Annotated in this window: 17 protein-coding genes, 1 tRNA gene and 1 pseudogene; 8 read left to right on the plus strand and 11 right to left on the minus strand. The window is 28.2% G+C overall.

The window, feature by feature from the left end; translation table 11 throughout:
• Positions 1-516: 516 nt before the first annotated feature.
• Positions 517-1,896: an MATE family efflux transporter gene (locus Q0J90_RS03100; RefSeq protein WP_297276518.1), complete on the minus strand. Its 1,380-nt coding sequence runs from the start codon at positions 1,894-1,896 to the stop codon at positions 517-519.
• Positions 1,897-2,215: 319 nt separating this feature from the next.
• On the opposite strand from Q0J90_RS03100, the gene Q0J90_RS03105 reads away from it, so the two are divergent.
• Positions 2,216-4,696, plus strand: a complete 2,481-nt coding sequence (locus Q0J90_RS03105) for a DUF5682 family protein (RefSeq protein ID WP_297276519.1) — start codon at positions 2,216-2,218, stop codon at positions 4,694-4,696.
• A 50-nt stretch (positions 4,697-4,746) separates the two neighbouring features.
• Positions 4,747-5,916, plus strand: a complete 1,170-nt coding sequence (locus tag Q0J90_RS03110) for a tetratricopeptide repeat protein (RefSeq protein ID WP_297276520.1) — start codon at positions 4,747-4,749, stop codon at positions 5,914-5,916.
• An 89-nt stretch (positions 5,917-6,005) separates the two neighbouring features.
• Here the strand turns inward: Q0J90_RS03110 and Q0J90_RS03115 are convergent, their stop codons facing one another.
• The 3 genes from Q0J90_RS03115 to Q0J90_RS03125 all read right to left on the minus strand — a co-directional run bounded on the left by Q0J90_RS03115 (position 6,006) and on the right by Q0J90_RS03125 (position 9,603).
• Positions 6,006-6,419, minus strand: coding sequence for a PepSY-like domain-containing protein (locus Q0J90_RS03115; RefSeq protein ID WP_297276521.1), 414 nt, complete (start codon positions 6,417-6,419; stop codon positions 6,006-6,008).
• A gap of 111 nt (positions 6,420-6,530) precedes the next feature.
• A complete protein-coding gene (locus Q0J90_RS03120; RefSeq protein ID WP_297276522.1) occupies positions 6,531-7,634 on the minus strand; it encodes a hypothetical protein in 1,104 nt (367 codons plus the stop codon).
• Between the two features lie 124 nt (positions 7,635-7,758).
• The gene (locus Q0J90_RS03125; protein WP_297276523.1) at positions 7,759-9,603 is read right to left on the minus strand and encodes a methyl-accepting chemotaxis protein; all 1,845 of its coding nucleotides are present in this window, start codon (positions 9,601-9,603) and stop codon (positions 7,759-7,761) included.
• A gap of 326 nt (positions 9,604-9,929) precedes the next feature.
• On the opposite strand from Q0J90_RS03125, the gene Q0J90_RS03130 reads away from it, so the two are divergent.
• The 4 genes from Q0J90_RS03130 to Q0J90_RS03145 all read left to right on the plus strand — a co-directional run bounded on the left by Q0J90_RS03130 (position 9,930) and on the right by Q0J90_RS03145 (position 16,674).
• The gene (locus Q0J90_RS03130) at positions 9,930-10,961 is read left to right on the plus strand and encodes a 2-oxoacid:acceptor oxidoreductase family protein (protein WP_297276524.1); all 1,032 of its coding nucleotides are present in this window, start codon (positions 9,930-9,932) and stop codon (positions 10,959-10,961) included.
• A gap of 13 nt (positions 10,962-10,974) precedes the next feature.
• Positions 10,975-13,239 (plus strand): thiamine pyrophosphate-dependent enzyme, encoded by a 2,265-nt coding sequence (locus tag Q0J90_RS03135; RefSeq protein WP_297276525.1) that lies wholly within the window; start codon positions 10,975-10,977, stop codon positions 13,237-13,239.
• A gap of 446 nt (positions 13,240-13,685) precedes the next feature.
• A complete protein-coding gene (gene pepT / locus Q0J90_RS03140) occupies positions 13,686-14,912 on the plus strand; it encodes a peptidase T (protein ID WP_297276526.1) in 1,227 nt (408 codons plus the stop codon).
• Positions 14,913-15,273: 361 nt separating this feature from the next.
• Positions 15,274-16,674, plus strand: a complete 1,401-nt coding sequence (locus Q0J90_RS03145) for a cation:dicarboxylase symporter family transporter (RefSeq protein ID WP_297276527.1) — start codon at positions 15,274-15,276, stop codon at positions 16,672-16,674.
• Between the two features lie 80 nt (positions 16,675-16,754).
• Here Q0J90_RS03145 and Q0J90_RS03150 read toward each other — a convergent pair whose 3' ends face one another.
• Positions 16,755-18,095, minus strand: a complete 1,341-nt coding sequence (locus tag Q0J90_RS03150) for a CoA-disulfide reductase (protein ID WP_297276528.1) — start codon at positions 18,093-18,095, stop codon at positions 16,755-16,757.
• Positions 18,096-18,293: 198 nt separating this feature from the next.
• Between Q0J90_RS03150 and Q0J90_RS03155 the strand changes: the two genes are divergently transcribed.
• Entirely contained in the window at positions 18,294-19,298 is a 1,005-nt protein-coding gene (locus Q0J90_RS03155; protein WP_297276529.1) for a tetratricopeptide repeat protein, read from the plus strand.
• Here Q0J90_RS03155 and Q0J90_RS03160 read toward each other — a convergent pair.
• The 4 genes from Q0J90_RS03160 to Q0J90_RS03175 all read right to left on the minus strand — a co-directional run bounded on the left by Q0J90_RS03160 (position 19,295) and on the right by Q0J90_RS03175 (position 20,586).
• A complete protein-coding gene (locus Q0J90_RS03160) occupies positions 19,295-19,762 on the minus strand; it encodes a PepSY-like domain-containing protein (RefSeq protein ID WP_297276530.1) in 468 nt (155 codons plus the stop codon). The two genes, Q0J90_RS03155 and Q0J90_RS03160, sit on opposite strands and share 4 nt — an antisense overlap.
• 86 nt (positions 19,763-19,848) lie before the next feature.
• Positions 19,849-19,986, minus strand: coding sequence for a hypothetical protein (locus Q0J90_RS03165; RefSeq protein ID WP_297276531.1), 138 nt, complete (start codon positions 19,984-19,986; stop codon positions 19,849-19,851).
• A 233-nt stretch (positions 19,987-20,219) separates the two neighbouring features.
• Positions 20,220-20,483: a 30S ribosomal protein S20 gene (rpsT, locus tag Q0J90_RS03170; protein ID WP_297276532.1), complete on the minus strand. Its 264-nt coding sequence runs from the start codon at positions 20,481-20,483 to the stop codon at positions 20,220-20,222.
• A gap of 28 nt (positions 20,484-20,511) precedes the next feature.
• Positions 20,512-20,586, minus strand: a tRNA-Asp gene (locus Q0J90_RS03175).
• Positions 20,587-20,758: 172 nt separating this feature from the next.
• Here Q0J90_RS03175 and Q0J90_RS03180 point away from each other — a divergent pair.
• Entirely contained in the window at positions 20,759-20,959 is a 201-nt protein-coding gene (locus tag Q0J90_RS03180; RefSeq protein ID WP_297276533.1) for a hypothetical protein, read from the plus strand.
• Between the two features lie 90 nt (positions 20,960-21,049).
• On the opposite strand, the gene fabV is transcribed toward Q0J90_RS03180, so the two are convergent.
• A complete protein-coding gene (gene fabV, locus Q0J90_RS03185; RefSeq protein ID WP_297276534.1) occupies positions 21,050-22,228 on the minus strand; it encodes an enoyl-ACP reductase FabV in 1,179 nt (392 codons plus the stop codon).
• Positions 22,229-22,704: 476 nt separating this feature from the next.
• Positions 22,705-23,431: pseudogene (locus tag Q0J90_RS03190) on the minus strand (restriction endonuclease); the annotation flags it as partial.

A 23,431-nucleotide genomic window follows, 5' to 3' on the forward strand; every position in this document is an offset into this window, starting at 1 on the left:
CTTGACTTGACTTGACTTGACTTGACTTGACTTGAGAATTAAGTCTTAAATTATTAAAGTTATAATTATTCATATTTAGTATTATATTATATTTTTGTTATAATGCAAGTTTTATTTATAAATAAAAATAAACTATATATGTGAAGTAAAAAATAATATTCCCTATAAACTATTCCTTGTAATTACAAAATGAAATTATATAATACAATTTCATTTATGGTGTAAATACTTTTATTTAATTCATTTATAATAAAAATAAATTTTTTTGTGTGTGAATAATAGTTAACGATCTAAAAAACATTATGGCGGGTGCAGAAATATCTATTTAAGCTGTAAAGAAATTAAAACAAAAATGGCTAATTAAAATTATAAAAAATAATGGGCGGGGTATGTAAATAAATTTTTAACTTAAATTATATACTCCCTTAAAATATATCGCTTTAAATATAACTAAATAATATTAATTCTGTTTTGACTTAATTATCAAGCTATAATTAATAACGTATTATTAATTATTTATACTGCCGCCTCTTGATTGTTTTCTAAAGCATGTTTCTTTTTCATGGTTTTATAAATGTATATGTACATTATACCCGCTAATATTATCGATACTATATCCGCTATAGGCTGAGCCCATATTATACCGTTAATTCCGAAAAACTTAGTTCCTATCACTATAGCCGGAACAAATGCTATGCCCTGTCTGCTTAATGAAAGTACTAAAGAAGGCAAAGCTTTTCCTAATGCCTGAAATGTAGACATGAATACAAATTGAAAACCTATTATAGGAGCAACAGAATAACTAGCCATTAAAAACTTAACTCCGTATTCTACAACTTCGTCATTATCTATAAATATTCTTATAGAATGACTTGCAAGCAGAAACGCTGATGATAAAAATATAAAACCTAATATAAAACTTACTAAGCATGAAAGTTTTATTGCCGCATTCATTCTTTTATAATTTTTAGCAGCAAAATTATAACCAATGAAAGGCTGTATACCCTGAGCAAGTCCTATAAATACTAAAATAACAAGCATAAATATTCTTTGAGATACTCCAAGTCCTGCCACTACATTATCATTGTATCCGGAAGCAAAGTTATTTATTAATATATTAGCACAGCTCATAAGTACATTATTTATAAATACAGGAAGTCCTATAGCAAAAACATTTTTTAATATATCATCATGCATAGAAAAATCTTTTAACTTTACAGATAGAAATGTGCTTTTTTTAGCTATATGCCAAATATAATAAAATGTAGAACATGCATTTCCTATTATTGTAGCCCAAGCAGCACCTGCAACCCCCATCTTCATATAAAGTATCATTATAGGATCTAATATTATATTAATAACCGTACCCAATATCATTCCTATCATAGCCTCTTTGGAAGAACCTTCCGAACGCACTATCTGTCCCATAGACATCTGGCAAATAACAAAAATAGCTCCGAAAGCAACTATCATTAAATAATCTTTGGCAAATTGGTATGTATTGATACTAGCTCCGGATAATTTAAGTATCTGCTTCATAAATATTAAAAATACAGTCATACATACTAATCCTGTAGCTACGCTTGCAAAAAATGCAAATGAAGAAGTTTGCTTAGCCTTATCATAATTTTTAGCTCCTAAACTTCTTGAAATATATGAAGCTCCTCCTATGCCGTATATAGCACCAAAAGCCATAAGCAGCAAATATATTGGCATAGTTAATGACACTGCCGCAACTTGATTGGGGTCATTAGTTTTACCAACAAAAAAAGTGTCAACCATATTATAAAATACATTTACCATCATGCCAAAAATAGTTGGAAGTGCTAATGTTATTAATGCCTTATATACTGGGTAATTCTCAAATACTTCTATTTTTTTATCGTTATCATTCATAATTTAATTTCCATATTTAATTTAATCAAAAGCAATGTATTATATCACATATATTTTATATTTCAAGTACATTAAATACAAGATTAAAAATTATTCAGCATAATTACATACACATAATTATATATTTTATATATCCCGCCCGCCCACCCTTTAGTTAAACAAGCATTTTTGAAAAATAAGCCAAGAAATTGAAATAAAAATATTATTAATATTTTTTCTATACTTTTTATTTAAATCTAATCATTGCATTATAATATTTTGTATTGTACAATTATAAAAATTATGTCTATTTTCTTTAAAAGTGAAAGAGTTTATATAAATGAAAAAAAATAATAAAGATAATAACAATTTTGAATCAGATTTTTCACAAAGCATAAAAGAAAATATAATGTTTTTTCCTATAAGGCATCATTCTCCAGCCTGCTCTTATCATTTAAAGAATATTATTGAAGATTTTAAACCTGAAGCAGTACTTATAGAAGGTCCAAGCGATTGTAATAATTTAATGGAATATATGGTTGAGGAGGACACTAAAGCCCCTTTCTGTATTTATTCAAGCTATATTGATAATGATAATGAAAAATACAGATGCTATTATCCTTTTTTAGATTATTCGCCTGAGTTTGCTGCTATAAAAGAGGCTCATAATAGAAATATTTACTGTGCTTTCATTGATATGCCTTATGCATCAATGATAGAAAATGCATATCTTGAAACAGATGATAAAAATAATAATGAAGAAAATGATAATGAAGACTTGGAAGATGCAAAAAGTAATCAGGATATAAAAAAGAAGAAATTAATATCTGTATACGATGATGATGACAATAAATTTAATGTTAATACCTATACAGTTGAACTCACCAAAAAGGCAGGACTTAGAAGTTTTGCGGAACTTTGGGAGAGGGATTTTGAAATAAACGGAATATTAAAAAGCAGTATTGATTTTATTAAAAGTGTTTATGCTCTTGGTTATTATATGCGTTTGATAGAAGATGAGGATTTAGAGACTCGAAACAGAGAATATGTAATGGCCAAAAATATTTATGAGGCATTAGAGAAATATAATAAAGTTCTAGTAATTACAGGAAGTTTTCACACGAAAGGCATAATAGATAAATTAAAAGATTGTAAAACTATAGATAAAGAATGTAAATCATTAAAAAAGTATATAGTTTCCAATTCGTCTAATTATTTAATACCTTATTCATTTGAAGAAGCAGACAGCAGAAGAGGATACAGAGCAGGCATAGAATTTCCTGCATTTTATGGCTTTGTGTATAAACAATTAGAAAGCTCTAAAGAGAATTTGAATGAGGCATTTTTGAATGTAGTGCAGTCATTTATTATAAAGGCGGCAGGAATAGACAGACATAATCATAATGTTACAATTCCTGACTGTATCAATGCTTATTATATGGCTGTTAATCTTGCCAAATTAAGAGGAAAAGAATCTGCTGGTGTTTATGAACTTATAGATGCGGCTAAAAGTGCTTTTGTAAAAGGGGAGATATCATTAGAAAATACAAGCAATCTTGATTTGATGTTAAAACTTCTTTCCGGTATTTCTAATGGGCAGGTATCTTCTAAAAGTATTATTCCGCCTGTTGTAATTGATTTTAGAAATAAATGTAAAGAGTATAGAATAAAAATAGATAAATCGGAAGAAACTGAAACTGTACTTGATATTTTAAAAAGTAAAGATCATTTTGAAAAAAGCAAATTTTTTCATCAAATGCATTTTTTGAATGTTAATTTTTGTAAATTAATAAGAGGCCCTGATTACGTTAATAAAGTTAATAAAAACTTAGCACGTGAGACTTGGAAATATGAATATAAAACAGCAGTTGAAGCATTATTAATAGATAAATCAGTATACGGAGTAACAATAGAAGAATTAGCATCAAATATTATAATAGAAAAACTTAATTCTAATTTGGATGCTGGAGAAGTTTCTAAACTTATGATAGAAGCTAATGTTATGGGGCTTTACGGATTTTTAATAAATAATTATTCAGCAATAGAAAAAATAATATTTACGGACAGTAATTTTATAAGTCTTTGTACCTGCTTAAATAATTTATCATATTTAGCTAATATGGAGATTATTAATGATAACTTATCTAAAGACAGAGAATCTTTATTTGGTAATTATGATATACTTCCAATAATAGAAAATATAGCAAAACAGGTATTTGTACTTTCTGTAGTTAATATGGATTCTATGAAGAATTTACAGGAAGAAGAGGCATTAAAAAATTCTCATTATATAAAAAATTTATATTCATTTACTTTAGAACATCCAAGCTGGTGCGATGCTGATATACTTAATGATAAAATAGATTCAATGCTTGAAAGCACTTTCGGAAGCTCTCATATATATGCTGTTTGTCTGGCAGTTAAATATAAATCCGGAAGATTTACTATAGAAGAGTTTTCCAGCATAATTTCTAATTTTTTAGAATCATCTTCATCTGATATTTTAGCTTATTTTTTATCCGGTATATTCTTAGTTGCTAGGGACATACTATTTATAAATAATGTTATTATAGACAGTATAGATAATATTGTAAAAAAATTGGATGAGGATAAGTTTATAGAAATTGTACCTAATTTAAGGTATGCTTTTACAAATTTAAGTCCTTTAGAAATAGACCGTTTGTCTGAAATTATAGCTTATATGTATGGCACTAAAGTAAATAATATGATGGATAATGCGGATATTTCTGTTGAAGAAATGCAGAAAGCTATGTCTATAGATGAAAAAGTTTTTACATTATTGATTGATACTTTAAAATAATAATGATAAAATACGATATTATTAATATATTTTGATATTTAGGTTTTTTTATGAGTGATAAAGACATTAATAGTTTTTTTAAGGAAGCATACAGTGCTTTCAATTTGAAGGATTATAAATTAGCTATAGAATATTTTACAGAAGTTATTAAACTTGATTCTAATATTTCTGAGGCTTATTATAATAGAGCTACTGCTAAGGCTAATTTAGATGATCATAAAGGGGCTATTGAAGATTATACTTGGGCTATTAATATTAATGACAAGTTTGCAGCTGCTTATTATAATAGAGGAATATTAAATAGAAGTGCCGGCCATGCAGAAGAAGCTATTAAAGATTTTGATAAGGCAATAGAGCTTAATTATAATTTGGAAGAAGTTTATTATGTAAGAGCAAACACAAAGGCTAGTATAGGCGATTATAAAGGTTCTATAGAAGATTACCAAAAGGCTATTGAAGTTTATCCGCATTTTGCATATGCATATTATAATATGGCCTTATCAAAAAATGCTATAGGTGAATATAAGAATGCTATAAAGGATTATGATAAAGCAATAGAGTACAATTCGCATTTTGCAGATGCATATAATAATAGGGGAAATGTTAAAGAAAAATTAGGTAATTTCAATGAGGCTATAGATGATTATACCAATGCTATACATCTAAATAGAGAATTTATAGAAGCATATTTTAACAGAGCTAATGCCAGATTTAATATTAAAGATTATAAGGGTTCTATTGATGACTTCAATGAGATTATTAAGATTAATCCTAAATATTCCAGAGCATATTATAACAGAGGCCTTGTAGAAATGTCTATGGAGGATTATAGAACTGCAATATCGGATTTTGAAAAGGTTATAGAATTAGAGCCTAATTTTGCTGATGCTTATTATAATAAAGCTGTGGCTATAAATCATTTAGGAATATATGATGAGGCTATTGAGTTTTATGATAAGGCAATAGATATTAATCCTGATTATTCTGAAAGTTACTGCAACAGAGGAATATCCAAATCTAAAATGGCTTTTATTAGAAACGGAAAGGTTAGCGATGAAGAGTATAAAAAATTAGTAGAAGAGGCTGAAAAAGATTTTGATACAGCTTATAAACTTTCTAATGATAATATGAAAGCAATAATAAAAGAAGGACTTATTAAATTATCCCATTTGAATATGGAGGCTGCTTCTAATTTTTGCAAAAAGAATAATTTTCATTAAATAAAAAAACTCATTATACTTGCCGTATTTTAAAAATGATTAATTTAATTTTGCAGCAGTATAATGAGTTTTATTGTATTTTATAATGATTATCTTTTAGTTACATTTCCTTCAAGGTCTATATAAAATTTTTTTCCGTTAACTAATTCAAATTTATAGTCTTTTCTTCTCTTTTGAACATAAACAATTTTTTTATCATCAAATTCTTTCTTTATAGTATCTTTTATTTTACTATCTAAGTAATCTATAGAAATAATAGTTCCGCCTCCGCTTATAGTTTGCCATTCTCCTTTACCGTTTACAAATATCTTTAATCCGCCTTTGAATATTAAAGTATATGAACCTCCCATTTCCATAGCTCTGTAAAGATAATTATCAGGGAAGTATTTTTCTGCAAAAGCAACAGCACTGCGTGGCAATTCACTTAATGCAATAGAACCCGCAAACAGATAAGCTGATGTTATGGATAATGCTAGTATAATATAAAAAATATTTTTTTTCATAATTTGCTTAACCTCCAAAATTATATTTATTCGGTTTTTATATTTATTATATAATCAAAATAAAATAACACAATATAAATTTATTATTGATGTTATACGTTTTTAATATTTTTATAATTTAACATATCCTGCTATATAATATCTTCCGTCTGTTGCTCCTTGGAAACCAACATTAAATTCTGCAGGACCTGCTTTGAATTTTCCGAATATAGCATATTCTAAATAAGCCTTAGCCTGCTTATCTTTTATATAAACCATCTCTCTTAAAGCAATATTAAGCATATACCATTCAAATCCCTGTTCAAAACGTACATAATGTGCATCGCCTTCTCTCCAAGTATATTCTGCTATAGCATTAAGCCATATAGTTTCATTCATCAAAGGAAATCTGAATGTAGCAGAAGCCTGAACTAAAGATTCAAATAAATCTATATGATAATTCTGCGGCTCCATTCTGTTTTCATGTTCATATAAAACTCTAAATTCCATATTAGGAATATTAAATCTAAATAAAAATGCTTTAGGAATACTATGTCTGAAATCTCCCTGAGAATAAGCAATTTCATAATGATTTCCTATAAAACCAACTCTTATACCAGGACCATTTAATACCTGAGGTATATAATAATCCGGAGTATCAATATTGGCGGGATTTAATGTAGTATCATAATAATGCGGCATAAGCATGAAAGTAGTTGTATTTATATCGAATGCTGCTCTTCCTCTAGCTGATACCAATATTCTATCAACAAATACAGCCTGTACTCCTCCGTCATAAAGTCCTGCATTTCCCTTTATATATGGATATTCTATATCTGGATTATGAGTATCGAAATAACCAAATGCTGTTATAAAGCCTGTAAACTGTATATAATCATTATGAAATGTTTGACCTAAAGTTGCAAATGTATCTCTTAAATTAAATGTATTAGTATGTGCGGCATAAGAAAATGTTGCAGTTAAATGAAATTCTAACGGATACTTTTGAAAAAATCCTAAATTTGTATTGTCTAAATTAGGCAAAGTTCTTTTATAATCATCTCTAAAATAATCAGGTTTTATGTATTGAGGAAGTTCATTATTTCCTTCTCTTCCTATAAACATATCAAATGCATTAGGAAGCTGAGGCATTATAGCATTTGTATATTTAGATTGTGCATTCAATATGCATTGCATAGATATTGCAAAGAACATTAAAAAAAATATCTTTTTCATAATATAATCCTAATTTTTGTTAAAATAAAAAAGAATATCAATCTCTATTGAATAAAGATCGATGTTCTTTTTTATTTATTGAAAGCAAAATTATATTATAAATATAATTAATGTCAATTTCATATTATCCCATTTTAAAGAATGTCATAATTTGTTTTAGATTTTGTGCCTGTTCTAATAACTCTTTAGCTGAACTGCTTGTCTCATCTACTAAGGCAGCATTTTGCTGAGTGATGCCGTCTATTTTTGATACTGCAATATTTACCTGATCAACTCCTGTTTGCTGTTCTACTGCTGTTGTGCTTATTTCCTGCATTATTTTAGCTGTATTTTCTATTTTTTCCTGTATGTCATTAAATATAGTTTGAGATTCCCTGGCAGTTTCAGCTGACTTATTAATTTTTTCATATATGTTTTCTATAAGCAATGTTATATCTTTTGCAGAAGCCTGAGAGTTTTGTGCTAAGTTTCTAACCTCGCTTGCTACTACAGCAAATCCTCTTCCTTGATCCCCCGCACGTGCCGCCTCTACGGAAGCATTAAGGGCAAGTATATTAGTTTGAAAAGCTATATCTTCTATTGTTTTTGTAATGTTTTTGATTTTTGCACTTGCCTCATAAACTTCTTCAATATTTTTAGTGGTCTCAGATATAACACTTGCACCGTTTTCTACAGCTTTTTTGGATGATATCATCATATCATTTCCTTCTACAGAATGAGAAGCTGATGATTTTATAGTAGAAGCCATTTCTTCTATGGCAGAAGAAGTTTCTTCTAAACTAGCAGCCTGAGAATCAGTTCTTGCAGATAAATCATCGCTGCCTCTTGTAAGTTCTAAAGCAGCAGCATTTATTTTTTCAGATGTATCATTTACTTCATTTATAATTTTTATCATAGCATCTCTCATATTCTTGAATGAATATGCAATATCTCCTATTTCATTTCTTTTAAATTTGATTTTTCTAAGTATAAATGCACCTTTTGACATTTCTTCTGCTTCTGCTACAAGTACTTTTAAAGGAAGCATTAGATTTTTTATATATAAGAATCCTATAATAGAGCTTAATATTAAGCCGATAACTCCTATTATAATCCCTATTATTAATATTTTTGTACTTTCACGTTCAATGAAGTTAAGAGGCATTGAAAAAGCAACTTTCCAAGGCTGATTTTTAAGAGCAGTATATAAACAAACTTTAGTCATACCATCATTTTGAAATTCTAATTTGCCTTCTGTATTATTTACTATGGTTTTTACTTCTACAGGAGCAAGTTTTCCAACCTCGCTAGGAACATTATGCATGACAAGCAAAGTATCTTTATTGAATACCCATAATCTTATCCAATGAGTAAGCACTTCTCCTGCAGTTATAGAAATTTCATCAATAACTTTCTGCCAATCTAATACAAGAAGCAATCCTCCAAGATATGTATTGTCTGTTTTTGAATATATTGGAGAAATTATAGCTGTAATCCATTTGTCATCAGCACTTTTGTATATAGAATCTGATAGAGTAGGCTTTTTTACTGCATCATATTTAGTCCATAAATCAGGATACAATTCAGATATTTTCTTTCCTATATCATTATTTATACCATGAGAGTTATTAATTATTGTACCGTCTTTTTCTATAAGAGAAATACTTGTAACATAAGGATTTTTATCAGAAACAAATCTCATTGAATTTATAAGCTCTGCTTCTTCTTCAGGATTTCTGTATTGTATGTATGAAATAACGGTAGAAAATGAAGAATATGTGTCTGATAAAATCAATTGATTTTCAACTAAAGAATCAAAAAATGTTGCATATCCTTTTATTGTTGTGGCAAATCCATTATATGATGCTTCGTCTATGGCATTTTTAGACATTTTAACAATAGCAGATATGGATATTAAAAGAAGAAATGCTATAAAAATATTAACGACTATAGGTATTTGTATAGCCAAGCTATTGAATTTTTTTTTCATAGGTAGTCCCTTATTGAGAAGTTTTATTTATGGATGATACAGTTTGACAGTATATAGTTAATTATAGTAATATAAGTGTTACATGTCAAATTATTTATATATATTTTTTGTATATGTAAATAAATATAGTAATTAATATATATAATGTATAATTTTTTTATTAAAATATACTTTAATATATTATTAAAATAATAATATATTAATTTGACTTTTATATTTTTTGTAGTACAATATAGCAACATTGATGTATATTATGTTTATTTAGCATTCTATACTTTAATGTTATTCCCAAAATCTCATTTTAATTAAATAAAGGAGAAAAAATCGTGAAACTCCCAAAAGTCAATGATTTAGGCTTTTTCGAGATACGTCTCGAAAGTATAGGCGGAATGGGTGCCAACAGTGCTGGTAAAATGCTTGCAGAAGTAGGTGTTTTATCACAAGGTTTCTATGGTGCTGCATTCTCAAGTTATGGTTCAGAAAAAAAAGGTTCCCCAGTTAAGTCTTTTGTAAGATTTTCTGAGGATGAAGTTAGAGTTAACTCTACAGTAGAAGAACCTCATGTTGTGGCTGTATTCCACATGAATCTTCTTAAAAACCCTATGACATTAATGGGCGTTAAAGAAGATGCTATAGTTATTTTTAACACTAATAAAACACCTGATGAAGCAAGAGACTTTGCTAAATTACACGGCGGAAAAGTAGTTTGCGTTGATGCTATTAAAATCGCTAATGATTTAAAACTTCCTTCACAGGCAGCTAATACTATTATAATGGGTGCTATGGTTAATCAGCTTGACTTCATAGATTCTGCTAAATTTGAAGAGCAAATTAGAAAACAATTCGGCGGAAGAAAAGCTGAATTAGTAGAACCTAATATTGAAGCTTTCAGAAGAGGCGGAAGCGGCTCTGTTGTTAAAGAGTTTAAAGATGACGGCAAATATCCATATATACCTTACAAAAAACCAGAACCTGTTTATGGTAAAAATAACCAATTAACAGGCGGTTATATTAATGCTGCAGGTAACTCTACTTTAAAAGATTTACAAGTTACACGTACAGGTAATATTCCGGTATTCAATCCTGCTAATTGTATCGATTGTGCTCAGTGTGAATGTGTTTGTCCGGACCTTTGTATTGTTTGGGAAAAAGGACCAGACAGAAAAGATCCTAATAAAACAGCTATGAACATGATGGGTATTGATTATCAGTATTGTAAAGGCTGCTTAAAATGTGTTAGAGCTTGTCCTAAAGGACCTTATTCAGGTAAATTTGAAAAAGATCAGCAGGCTTTAAGAATAGAAGTAGAAGCAAATTGTGATGTTAGCAAACTCACATATAGTCGTTACAAAAAATAAAAGGAGCGTATAAATGGCTAATAAATATAATCTTGCTGAACAAGAAAACATACTTGAAAGTGGTAATGAATTAGCAGCCATTGCAGCCGCTCAAATCAATTATCACGTTATGGGTTATTACCCAATAACTCCATCTACTCAAATTGCTGAGTACTTGGATGAAATGAAAGCTAATGGAAGACACACTGTTTGCATGATCCCTGGTGACGGCGAGCATGGTGCTGCTGGTATCTGTTACGGTGCTACTACTGCAGGCGGTAGAGTATTCAATGCTACTTCTGCCAACGGTCTTCTTTTTGCTATGGAACAATTGCCTGTTCAATCAGGTACTAGATTCCCTATGGTATTAAACGTTGTAAACAGAACTGTTTCTGGTCCGTTAGATATTAAATGTGACCAATCTGATATAATGATGGCTCTTAACACTGGTTGGATTATCATTATGGCTCATACTACTCAGATGGTTTATGACTTCAATATATTTGCTTTGAAGATTGCTGAAAGAGCTAAACTTCCTATTATAGTTTCTTCAGACGGATTCTTCACTTCTCACCAAAAGAAAAAAATTCACCTTTTCAAAAATGATAAGGATGTTCAAGACTTCTTAGGTACTTATACTCCAGAAGTTACTTCTGTTGAACCAGGAAAACACCCTGTTACAATTGGACCTTACATGAATGAAGATGAATTAACAGGAAGTAAATTACAGCTTTCTCAGGCTTTAGAAGATTCAAGAGCTATTATATTAGATGTATTTGAAGAGTTTGCTTCTCTTTCTGGAAGAAAATATCATCCGATAGAAACTCATAAAATGGAAGATGCTGAAGTTGCTTTAATGCTTTGCGGTTCTTCTTATGAAACTGGTACTTTGGCTGTTGATGAAATGAGAAAAGCTAATCCTAACCTTAAAATAGGTGCATTTGCTATTACTCAAATTCGTCCTTTCCCAGAAAAAGAATTACAAAAATTACTTGCTAATGTTAAAGTGGTTGTAGTAGGAGACAGACAAGATACTTATTCAGGTATGGGCGGTAATATGTCTACTGAAATAAGAGCTGCTCTTAAAAATGATCCTAATAATAAATCTTCTATTGTTAGCAGAGTTTATGGTCTTGGCGGTACTGAATTTACTCTTGAAAAAGCTAAAGAATTATTTGATTTAGGTTTAAAAGAATTAGCTAACCCTGGTTCTGTTGCTAAACATTCTTACTTAGAACAATATATGGGTCATGCTGGTGTTGAAATGAAACCTATTCATGAACCTCTTACTTTAGAGAGTCAGAAATCTGGTATTACTGTTACTATGAATGAACAAACTCATAAACTTGATGTTAAAGTTCCGCCTCTAAGAGAGTTAACTGGCAAAGCTTACCGTTATGCTCAAGGTCATGGTGCTTGTAACGGCTGCGGTATCTTCTCTGGTATTAATACTTTCATGAAAGGTATTGAAGGCGAGGTTGTTCTTTTAGTACATACCGGCTGTTCTATGGTTGTTACTACAGGTTATCCTTACAGCTCTTATAGAACTACTTATGTTCACAACTTGTTCCAAAACGGTGCTGCTACTCTTTCCGGTATAGTAGAAATGTATCATGAAAGAAAACGCAGAGGTGAAATACAAGGACCGGAAGATCCTACTTTCATAATGGTTACTGGTGACGGCGGACATGACATAGGTATGGGACCTTCTATAGGTGCTGCTGTTAGAAACCATAAAATGATTATATTAGAATACGATAATGAAGGATACATGAACACAGGTAACCAATTATCATTCTCTACTCCGTTAGGACATAGAACTTCTACTTCTAATGTTGGTAAAGCTGAAGTTGGTAAGCAGTTCGGACACAAAGATGTTGCTCAAATCTTTGCCGGATGTCATATACCTTATGTTGCTACTGGCTGTGAGGCTTATCCTTTAGATTTAGTTAAAAAGGCTGCAAAAGCTCAATGGTATGCTAATCATCATGGTACTGCTTTTGTTAAGCTTCTTATCGCTTGTCCATTGAACTGGAAATCTCCTGATGATATGGGTAAAGATGTTATTAAAGCTTCTGTTGATTGCTGTTTTTTTTTTTTATATGAGGTTGAACATGGTGTTACTACTATTACTCAAATGGTAACTGATGACAAGAAAGTTCCTGTTTCTGAATGGTTAAAATTAATGGGTAAAACTAAACACCTTCTTAAACATCAAGACTTACTTGAAGCTTTCCAAAAAGAAGTTGATAGAAGATGGATTAGATTAAAAGCTATGCATGAAAGTCCTGTTCTATAATTAGTTAAAGCTAATAAATAGAATATAAATAAAGATAACGGTTGTTAATTCAATATTAGCAGCCGTTATTTTTTTGCTTTGTTATAATGCCCAGATATTATACTTTTTAATTTAAATTAAAAATTTTTACTTCTTCTTTTTCAATTGCCTAATATTAAAATATAACTCCCGCCATAGATTTATTTAAATTTGCTGTATATTAACCCGCACGCAGAATAAAATTATAAATATTGATTGATTTGATTATAAAAAATAGCCAATTAATAGATTTTTTAATTTAAACAACACTTGGGCGGGTGTTAATATTTATAATAGAACAATAAAGTTAATTTAAGTTAAAATGTGTATACTAAGTAAAAAATCTTATGGGGCGGGGTATGAAAATTATGTATTGAATTATTAAATAATTTTGTTAACATATAGGTATTATTTTTAAGGACTATTGTATGAAAACTTATGAGAGATTTATAAAATATACATCTTTTAACACTACTTCAAACAGTAAAAATGAGAATCAAACTCCTAGTACTAAAGGACAAAGAATATTTGCTGAATATTTAGTCAGTGAATTAAAAGAAATTGGTATTGATAATGCTTATGTTGATGATAAATCTTTTGTATATGCTTCTATACCTGCATCTAAAGGAAAAGAGGATAAGCCTAAATTAGGATTTATTGCTCATTTAGATACTAATGAAGATGCACCAGGAGAAAATATAAAAACTAATATTATAAAAAATTATGATGGTAAAGATATTGTTTTAAATAAAGAAAAAAATATCATTTTAAGCAGTAGAGAATTTGATAATTTAAATAAATATATAGGCAATGATTTAATAGTAACAGATGGTACTACACTTTTAGGGGCTGATGATAAGGCTGGTATTGCTGAAATTATGACTATGGCTGAAATTTTAATGAATGATAAAACAATAGAGCATGGAGAGATAAAAATAGCTTTCACTCCAGATGAGGAAATAGGGGAGGGTATAGAATATTTTGATATTGAAAAGTTTAATGCTGATTTTGCTTATACTATAGACGGAGGAGAGATTGGTGAAATAGAATATGAGAATTTTAATGCTGCTTCTTGTAAAATAACAGTTAATGGTGTCAATGTTCACCCTGGATATTCTAAAAATAAAATGAAGAATGCTATTTTATTTGCAATGGAATTTAATTCTATGCTTCCAGCAGAGCAAAAGCCTCAGTATACAGAAAAGTATGAGGGTTTTTATCACTTATCACATATAGAAGGTAGTGAAGAAAAAGCAGAACTTGAATATATTATAAGAGATCATGATTTAGAAAAGTTCAATCATAAAAAAGAATTCATAAAAGATATTTGCAGTTTTTTAAATAAGAAATATGGTGATAATACATTTGTTTATGATATTAAGGATAGCTACTTTAATATGAAAGAAAAAATACTTCCTCATATGCATTTAATAGATAATGCCAAAAAGGCTTTTAATGAATGCGGTATAAAGGATAAGATTAGACCCATTAGAGGAGGTACAGATGGTGCAAGATTGTCTTTTAGAGGATTGCCTTGTCCTAATTTATCAGCTGGAGGAGAAAATTTTCACAGCAGATTTGAATATATTCCTGTTCAGTCTTTAGAAAAAATGACAGAAATAATATTAAAAATAATAAGTATATATTCTATTTAGTAATTAATTTTTAAATCTAATAAAACTAGGGCGGGTACATTTATATCTTTTTTGATTAAAAAATAATTAAGATTATAAAATGTAAATGAAATAGCAAAAATAAAGGGTGGGGTATGTAAATTAAGTTTTAAATTTTACTTACATTTGCCCACCCTCCAGATTTTAAATATAATTTGTCATTTCTATTCTCATTTTCTTTTTAGTTTTTTATTTTTATTTTAGCTGCCCACCCAAGTTTTTTTAAATTTGTTGTTTTATCTAAAAATTAATTTACCGTGCGTTATTTAGATTTAATACTATCAATTTTTTTAAAATTATATTATATTAAATGACATTAAAATATTAAAAGGAAGTAATTTGTATGGGAATTTATATTGTAATTAACATTATAGTATTGCTTGCTTTAATAGGATTATTGTACTTTATGCAAAAGAAGCATATCAATTTTACTATTAGAGTATTGTCAGCTTTAGTTTTGGGATTGATTTTAGGTTTTGTACTTAGAACAATTTATTCATCTAATATGGAAATAGTAAATCAAAGTATAGTTTGGTATAATGTAGTAGGTAATGGTTATGTTAGGCTTTTACAAATGTTGGTTATGCCTTTAATTTTTGTTTCTATCACTATGGCATTGCTTAATATTAAAGGTAATAATACCAATTTGGGTAAAATGACTATTATAATAATAGGTATATTAATGATAACTACAGCGATATCTGCTTTAATAGGCTTCTTAACAGCTAAAGGTTTTGGTTTGGATGCTTCTAAGCTTCAATCTATAGTTGGAGACATATCACAAGGAGCTTCTAATTATGAGGGAAGATTAGAGGAGTTTTCTTCAAGACCTGTACCACAGCAATTATTAGATATTATACCTACAAATCCATTTGCTGCTTTGGCTGGTATGGGAGGATCGCCTACACTTTCTGTTGTATTTTTTGCAGCTTTAGTTGGAACTTCTGCTTTGGGTATTAGAAAGAAAAAGCCTGAGGTTTTTGATTTCTTTTTGAAAATAATGCAGTCTTTACATGATATAGTAATGAAAATAGTAGCTTTTGTAATGAAATTAACACCTTTTGGAGTATTAGCTCTTATGGCTAAGTTTATGGCTACTAGTGATTTGAATGCATTTGCTCAATTAGGACAATTCTTAATAGCATCATATATTGCCATAATAATAATGCTTATAGTTCATAGTATAATACTTGTAATATTCGGATATAACCCTATTAAGTACTATACTAAAGCTTTTGCTACTTTAGCATTTGCTTTCTCTTCAAGAACAAGTGCAGGCACTTTACCTTTAACTGTTTCTACATTGAAGGATAAAATGGGTATATCTGATGGTATATCTAATTTATCAGCATCATTAGCTGTTACTATAGGACAAAATGGATGTGCTGGTATTTATCCTGCCATGGTTGTTGCTATGATTGCTCCTACTTTGGGAATTAATCCTTTAGAACCTGCTTTTCTTATAAAGGCTGTTGTTATAATTGCTATAGGAAGCTTTGGAATTGCTGGAGTTGGAGGAGGTGCTACTAATGCGGCTTTAATTACCCTTTCTGCTTTGGGTTTTCCTGTAGGATTAGTTGCTGTACTTTTGGGAATAGAGCCTCTTATAGATATGGGCAGAACTATGCTCAATGTTAATGATGGTATGATAACTGCTGCAGCTGCTGGAAAGATATTTAAAGAAGTTGATATGGATAAATTTAATTCTAATGATACGAGTTCTAATGAAGCTGAAGCTATATAAAAAATAGTTTATAAAACAAAAAAGCATTATCTACAAAATAGATAATGCTTTTTTAATTAGTAATGGATTGATATTATTAATTATTTAGCAGCATTTCCAACTACGTTCAAAGAATCCCAAGTTCTGGCAAAAGGCGGCGCATAGCATAAATCCAACATTCCAAGTTCATCTACTGTAAGTCCTGCATGTATACAAGCGGCTATAACATCAGCTCTTAATACGGCTCCTCTCTTTCCTAATATTTGTCCTCCTATTATTTTTCTGCTGTCTGCCATATATACTAATTTTATATGCAAGTCTTGATAATCAGGATAATAATGAGTATGATCTATATCTTTTACAGTGACAGTTTTATAATTAATATTTCTTTTTTTAGCTTCCTCTTCTGTTATTCCAGTACGGGCTGCTTCAAGTTCAAATGCTAATATACATGCACTTGTAAGGCTTCCTATAAATTTTTCATGCCCTCCTACTAAATTACTAGCTACCATTCTTGCAAGTTTATTTGCTCCAGTAGCAAGAGCAGCATAATTTTGCTCATCTAAAACCCTATCATATATACTAGCACAATCTCCAGCAGCATATATTGAATCTATACTTGTTTTTCCCTCCCTATCAACTAGTATAGCACCATTATCCATTAATTTAATACCAGCATCTTTAGCTAAATCGCTATTAGGTTTTACTCCTATTGCTACAATAACATAATCAGCATCATATTTGCCTTTATCTGTAATTACAGCTTTTACATTATTATTAGAATCAGCCTCTAATGATTTAACATTTTCATTAAGACGCAAATCGACATTTTCTTTTATATGATCTATTACCATATCAGAAAATTCTTTATCAAATTTATTTCCAAATACTCTGTCTGAACGCTGTATTATAGTAACATTTTTTCCTATATGTTTTACAGCATGAGCGGCTTCAATGGCTATAAAACCAGCTCCTAATATTACTACATTCTTTATATTAGAATCTTTCATCTTTTCTCTCATATTGATAGCATCATTGAACTCTTTTAAAGTAGATACATTGCCAATATTTATATTTTCAATATTAGGTATTATAGATTTTGCTCCTGTAGCTATTAAAAGCGAATCATAATTATCTTCAAATTCTTTATTATTAACAATATCCTTTACCAATACTTTTTTATTTTTAGTATCTATTTTTAATACCTCATGCTTCACTTTTAAATCTATTCCAGATTTGATTGTAGCTTCAGCGGTTCTTGCTATCATAGTATTTGAATTTTCATAAAATCCCCCAACATAATAAGGCATACCGCAAGCCCCCCAAGATACAACATCAGTTTTTTCATAAACAGTAATAGAAGCTTCTTTATCTAATCTTCTTGCCTTTGCAGCAGCACTCATACCAGCTGCAACTCCTCCTATTATTATAACTTTTTTCATATTTTATACTCCTTTTAAACATACCTATATATAGTATATTAATAATAATAATTTTGTCAATTTTTATTTGATTCTACATCATATTATTTTAAATTTAAAGTACTAAATAAATAATTTTAAATAAAGTAAAGTTGAAAAAAAATGAAGTTGTAGTTATACTAATATTATGAAAGTTTATTTTGGGAAAATAAATTTATAATGGATGATATATCAGATAATAATTTGCAAGATAAAGTAAATAATATGATATCGTATCATAGAGATTTATGCAAAAGAGATCCTAATAATTATAAAGCAAGAGTGGACTTTGGAGTATTTTATACTCAATTGGGTAATCATAAAGAGGCTATAGAGCTTTTCAAAGAGGCATTATTAATAAATAATAGTGATTATTCTATATGGAGACTTATAGGGATATCATATACTAAGTTAAAAAATTATGATGATGCTATAATGCATCTTGAAAAGGCATATAAAATAGAAAATAATGATTATATTAGTCTTAATTGGCTTGGAAAATGCTATATAGAAGTTGGAAGATATGAAGAGGCTGTGGATGTTTTGAATAAATCATTTATGATATCTCCTAAAGAATATCTTAATTGGCGTACATTAGGTATAGCATTATATCATCTAAAAAGAATGGATGAAGCTATAGAATCTTTTGAAAGGGCTATGGAGCTTAATAAATATGATTATGAGAGTTTATATATGCTTGCTCTTTCATATAAAGATAAATATCAATACAAAAAATCTATAGATATATTGAAAAAAATATTAGAAGTAGAAAAAGATAATTATTCTGTATATTTCAATATTGGATTTTGTTTTTTTATGCTTAATGATTTTAATAATGCATTATCATCTTTTATTAAAGCTTCAAATATAGATAATAAAGATTATTTGCTTTATTATTATATTGGAATTTCTCTTTATGAGATTAAAGATTATATGAATGCTATAGATAATTTAAATAAAGCTATTGAAATAAATAATAAGCATTCATCTTCTTATTATTATTTAGGATTAGTATACTATTCTGCAGGTCTTTATGATAATGCCATATATGTATTAGAAGAATGCATAAAATTAGATAATAGTAATAAAGAAATATACATACTTCTTTCTAATACCTATAATGCTATGGGAGATATAGAAAAATCCATTATAGCATTCAATAAATCTAAAGAATTTATGCCTTAATTATTAGTTACTGCTTCATTTTCTTGATCTAGATTTTTTTGACTGATTATAATTCCGTATCCGCTTATTTCTAATAGATATTTATCATCTAATTTAATAATAAAATTTTTATCTTTTCTTTCTATATCAGTTATTTTAGAAGCAGGATATTCATTATCAATAATATTAACCATAGATTTATGTATGCAGCTTCTAGGTATTCCATTAGTTTTAGCTTCATCATTTATAATGCTTATTTTTTTCCATAATCCTGTTTCATAAAATATGAATTTATATCCAAAATCTATATCTACTTCATATCCTCCGCCATTTTGATATAATGCTACAGTTTCTATATTATTACCTGGAAAATTAAGGTTCAAAAAATTTTTAGCTCTTAAAGGCAGAGAATTTTCTGTTATTGACTGAGCATATATACTTATATTAAATATCAGTATAAGTAGTAGCAATTTTATATATTTCATATTTATTTTTTATTAGTTATATTTAATTTATCGTTAATTATTCTCGTATTTTATATTTATAATATTAGAATTTTTTATACTATAAATTAAATATCTGTATTTTCTTCATCATTATTATCATTATTGATAATTTCGTTATACTCTTCAATTAAAGAATTATATTCTTCATCATCTAATAATGAAGAATCATCATAATTGTCTAAGGAATTTGGATGTTTTAACATAATAGAGCCTCCTTTTACAATAAAATATTCTAATTTTTCTATTAGAGAATTATTAATATAATTAAGTATAAATAGTAAATATCATAGTTAATATTAATATAATAAAAAAATGCATATTGGCAACATAAAAAACATACATATTTTACAATTTTTTGAAAAATGTAAAAAAAATATATAATAAAAAAGCCTATACATAAAATGTATAGGCTTTTATTAAAAAGAAACTATGAATATTACTTCATAGCATTAATTTTTTTCATCATATCTGATTTTTTAGCACTAGCTCTGTTTAGATGTATAACAGATTTTCTAGCAGCTTTATCTAAAGCACTTGAATATTTTTTGAATTCTTCCATTGCTGAAGCTTTATCATTACTATCTATAGATTTAATAACTTTCTTTTTTTGTGTATTTAAAAAACTTTTAATTTTTCTATTATAAAGATTTCTAACTTCATTTTGTCTTAATCTTTTAGATGCAGAAGCTATATTAGGCATTATATTCACTCCGTGTTAAAATAAAAAGCGGAGTTGACGGGGCTCGAACCCGCGGCCTCCTGCGTGACAGGCAGGCGCTCTAACCAAACTGAGCTACAACTCCAAATTAGTTAAGGAATGCTTCGTATTATATAATGATTTTATTTTTTGTCAAGTATTAAATTTAAAAAAATTAAAATTATTTTTAAAACTAGATAAAAACCGCATATAAAATGTTTATTAAAATATACAATTTATATATCATATAAACATTATAACATAAAAGAGATGAAAACATGAAAAAAATTATAATGCTTCTAATAATATTTATAATATCTGCTAATTTAATAGCTCAAAATATTGTATATATAACAAAAACAGGTAAAAAATATCATCTTCAAAATTGCAGGACAATAAAAGGAGAAGCATATCAAATTTCATTATCAGAGGCTAAAGAAAAAGGTTATACTGCATGTAAAGTATGTAAGCCGTATTAAATATATTTTTTATAACCAATTTTAAAATAAAAAAGCGAAGTTCAAATTATATTCAAACTCCGCTTTTAATTATAATAATTTAATTAATTATCATATCTGTACATCTTGACTATAATCTATACCTTCTTCTTCAAAGCCATGCATATTCATATAATCTTTTCTAAATAATTTTAAATCTGCTAATTCTTTTAAATTATCTTTTGTCAATTTATTCCAAGCATCTAGTACTTCTTTTTGAACATCATCTCTCATTTCCCAATCATCTAATCTTATTCTATTTTCATTATCAACAGGTACTGCTCCGCCATTATAAAGTTTTTCACTTACAAGTCTGTACATTTGCTCTATACAGCCTTCATGAATACCTTTATTTTGCATAACTTTAAATAATATTCCTATATACAAAGGAACTGTAGGTATAACAGCAGAAGATCTAGTTACAACAGCCTTATTAACTGATACATAAGCATGTCCTTTGATTTTCTCTTGCATTTTTTTATCTAATGCATGAGCTGTAGATTCAAGATGATCTTTAGCCTTTCCTATAGTACCTTCTCTATAAATTGCCTTTGTTATTTCTGGTCCTATATAAGAATAAGCAATATTAACAGCATTTTCTGATAACATATCAGCATTTAATAAAGCATCTGTCCATAATTGCCAATCTTCTCCGCCCATAACTTTTATAGTAGAGTTTATATCATCTTCATTGGCAGGATCAATTGAAACTTCTAATAATTCTTCTGTAATGAAATCAACACCTATTCCATTATATTTTTTACCTATAGGTTTTAAAGCAGATCTATAAAGTGTTCCTGTAGATTCATCTGTTCTTACAGGTGCTGCCAAACTATATATTACTAAATCTATTTTTTCGCCGTTAAAATATGATTTAGCTTCTTTAATAACTTCTTCTTTTGAAGCATTCAAAAAAGCATCTAATATTAAATTTTTATCTTGTACTGCGTCTTTTTTAGCACAAGCAGAGAAAGCTTCATTATTGTACCAGCCTGGAGTTGCTGTTCTTCTTTCTGTAGCTCCTTTTTCAAAAGATACGCTTATAGTTTTAGCACCTAATCCATAAGCTACAGCTATTCTGCTTGCAAGTCCGTATCCGCCTGAAGCTCCTAATATTAAAGCGTTTTTTACATTAGATTTTACTTTAGGCTTTGATTTTACATAATTAATTTGATTTTCCACTTCTTTAGCACAGCCTAATGGATGAGCTGTAGTACATATATTATTTAATATTTTTGGTTCAACTACCATAATTATTTCTCCTATTTATTTTATTTTTGAACATACTTTTATATGATTTTTAAATCAAACTTAACCTTGAATACTTTATAATAAAATTGTTTTTTTTTCAATGAAATTAATTATAATAAGTTTTAAAATTTAAAAAAAACTTGGGCGGGCGCTTATGATTCTTTATTATACAATAAATATATAAAAATTATAATTTTAAAGTTGATTATAAAATATAAAGGGCGGGGTATGTAAATTAAGTTTTTAAATTTAATTTACATATGCCCGCCCTATATCCTTTCAATATAATATGCAATTTTTATATTATTTTTCTTTTTTATTTTTTAAAGTTGTTTTAGCTGCCCACCCAGAATTTTTTTTAAATTTATAGTCTATACCCCGCACGCTGAACAAAATTATAAATATCGATTTATATACAATTCTAATTTTTATTAAATTTAAAATTCATTAACCGTGCGTTAAATTAAGCTAAAAAATTAAAATTTATTTAAATCTTTTTTTAATTCTTCTTCAATACCTATCATAACTTTAGAAAACTCTTTTATGTTTCTAAAATTTTGATTAGGAATTTTTAAAGCGTATTTGTATATAGTACAATCAGCATAGCTGTTATAAATATTATTTAAAGCACCTATTTTTATAATTTTATTTTCATTTCTATAATTAACTTCTTCCAATGGATAAATAAAACCTGCCTTTTTAGCATTAAGTGTATAAGCATAAGAAACTATTTGATGTTTATCGTTTCTCTCTATACTTTCATTATTATCATAGTTTAATTTTTTATATTTGGCATCAAGAACTATATTATTTTCATCTGATAATTTATAAAAATCTGGATAAACTCTCCAGCCATTATTAATCAAATTTATACCTTTACTGGAATTTCTATTTTCAGCATGTATAAAATTTTCTTTAGCTAAGAAAGTATTTAAATATTCTTCAAATAACCAAGCTCCATCAAATAATAATCCATATACAGTATTATCATTTCTGCCGTATTTTAATTTTTCATGCCTTAATATTTGAATGCATATTTTTCTTAAAGGTTCATATTCATAATAGTATGGATGAGTTAATTTTTTTAAGTTTTTATTTATAATACTTTCTCTTTTATTTCTATCATAACTAGAAGTAGAATAAAATATCTGCTGAACATAATTTTTTATTTCACTGTCATAACTTAAAATATATCTGTTTTTA

Origin of the sequence: uncultured Brachyspira sp. (assembly GCF_944390595.1) — a bacterium.
Taxonomy (GTDB): domain Bacteria; phylum Spirochaetota; class Brachyspiria; order Brachyspirales; family Brachyspiraceae; genus Brachyspira.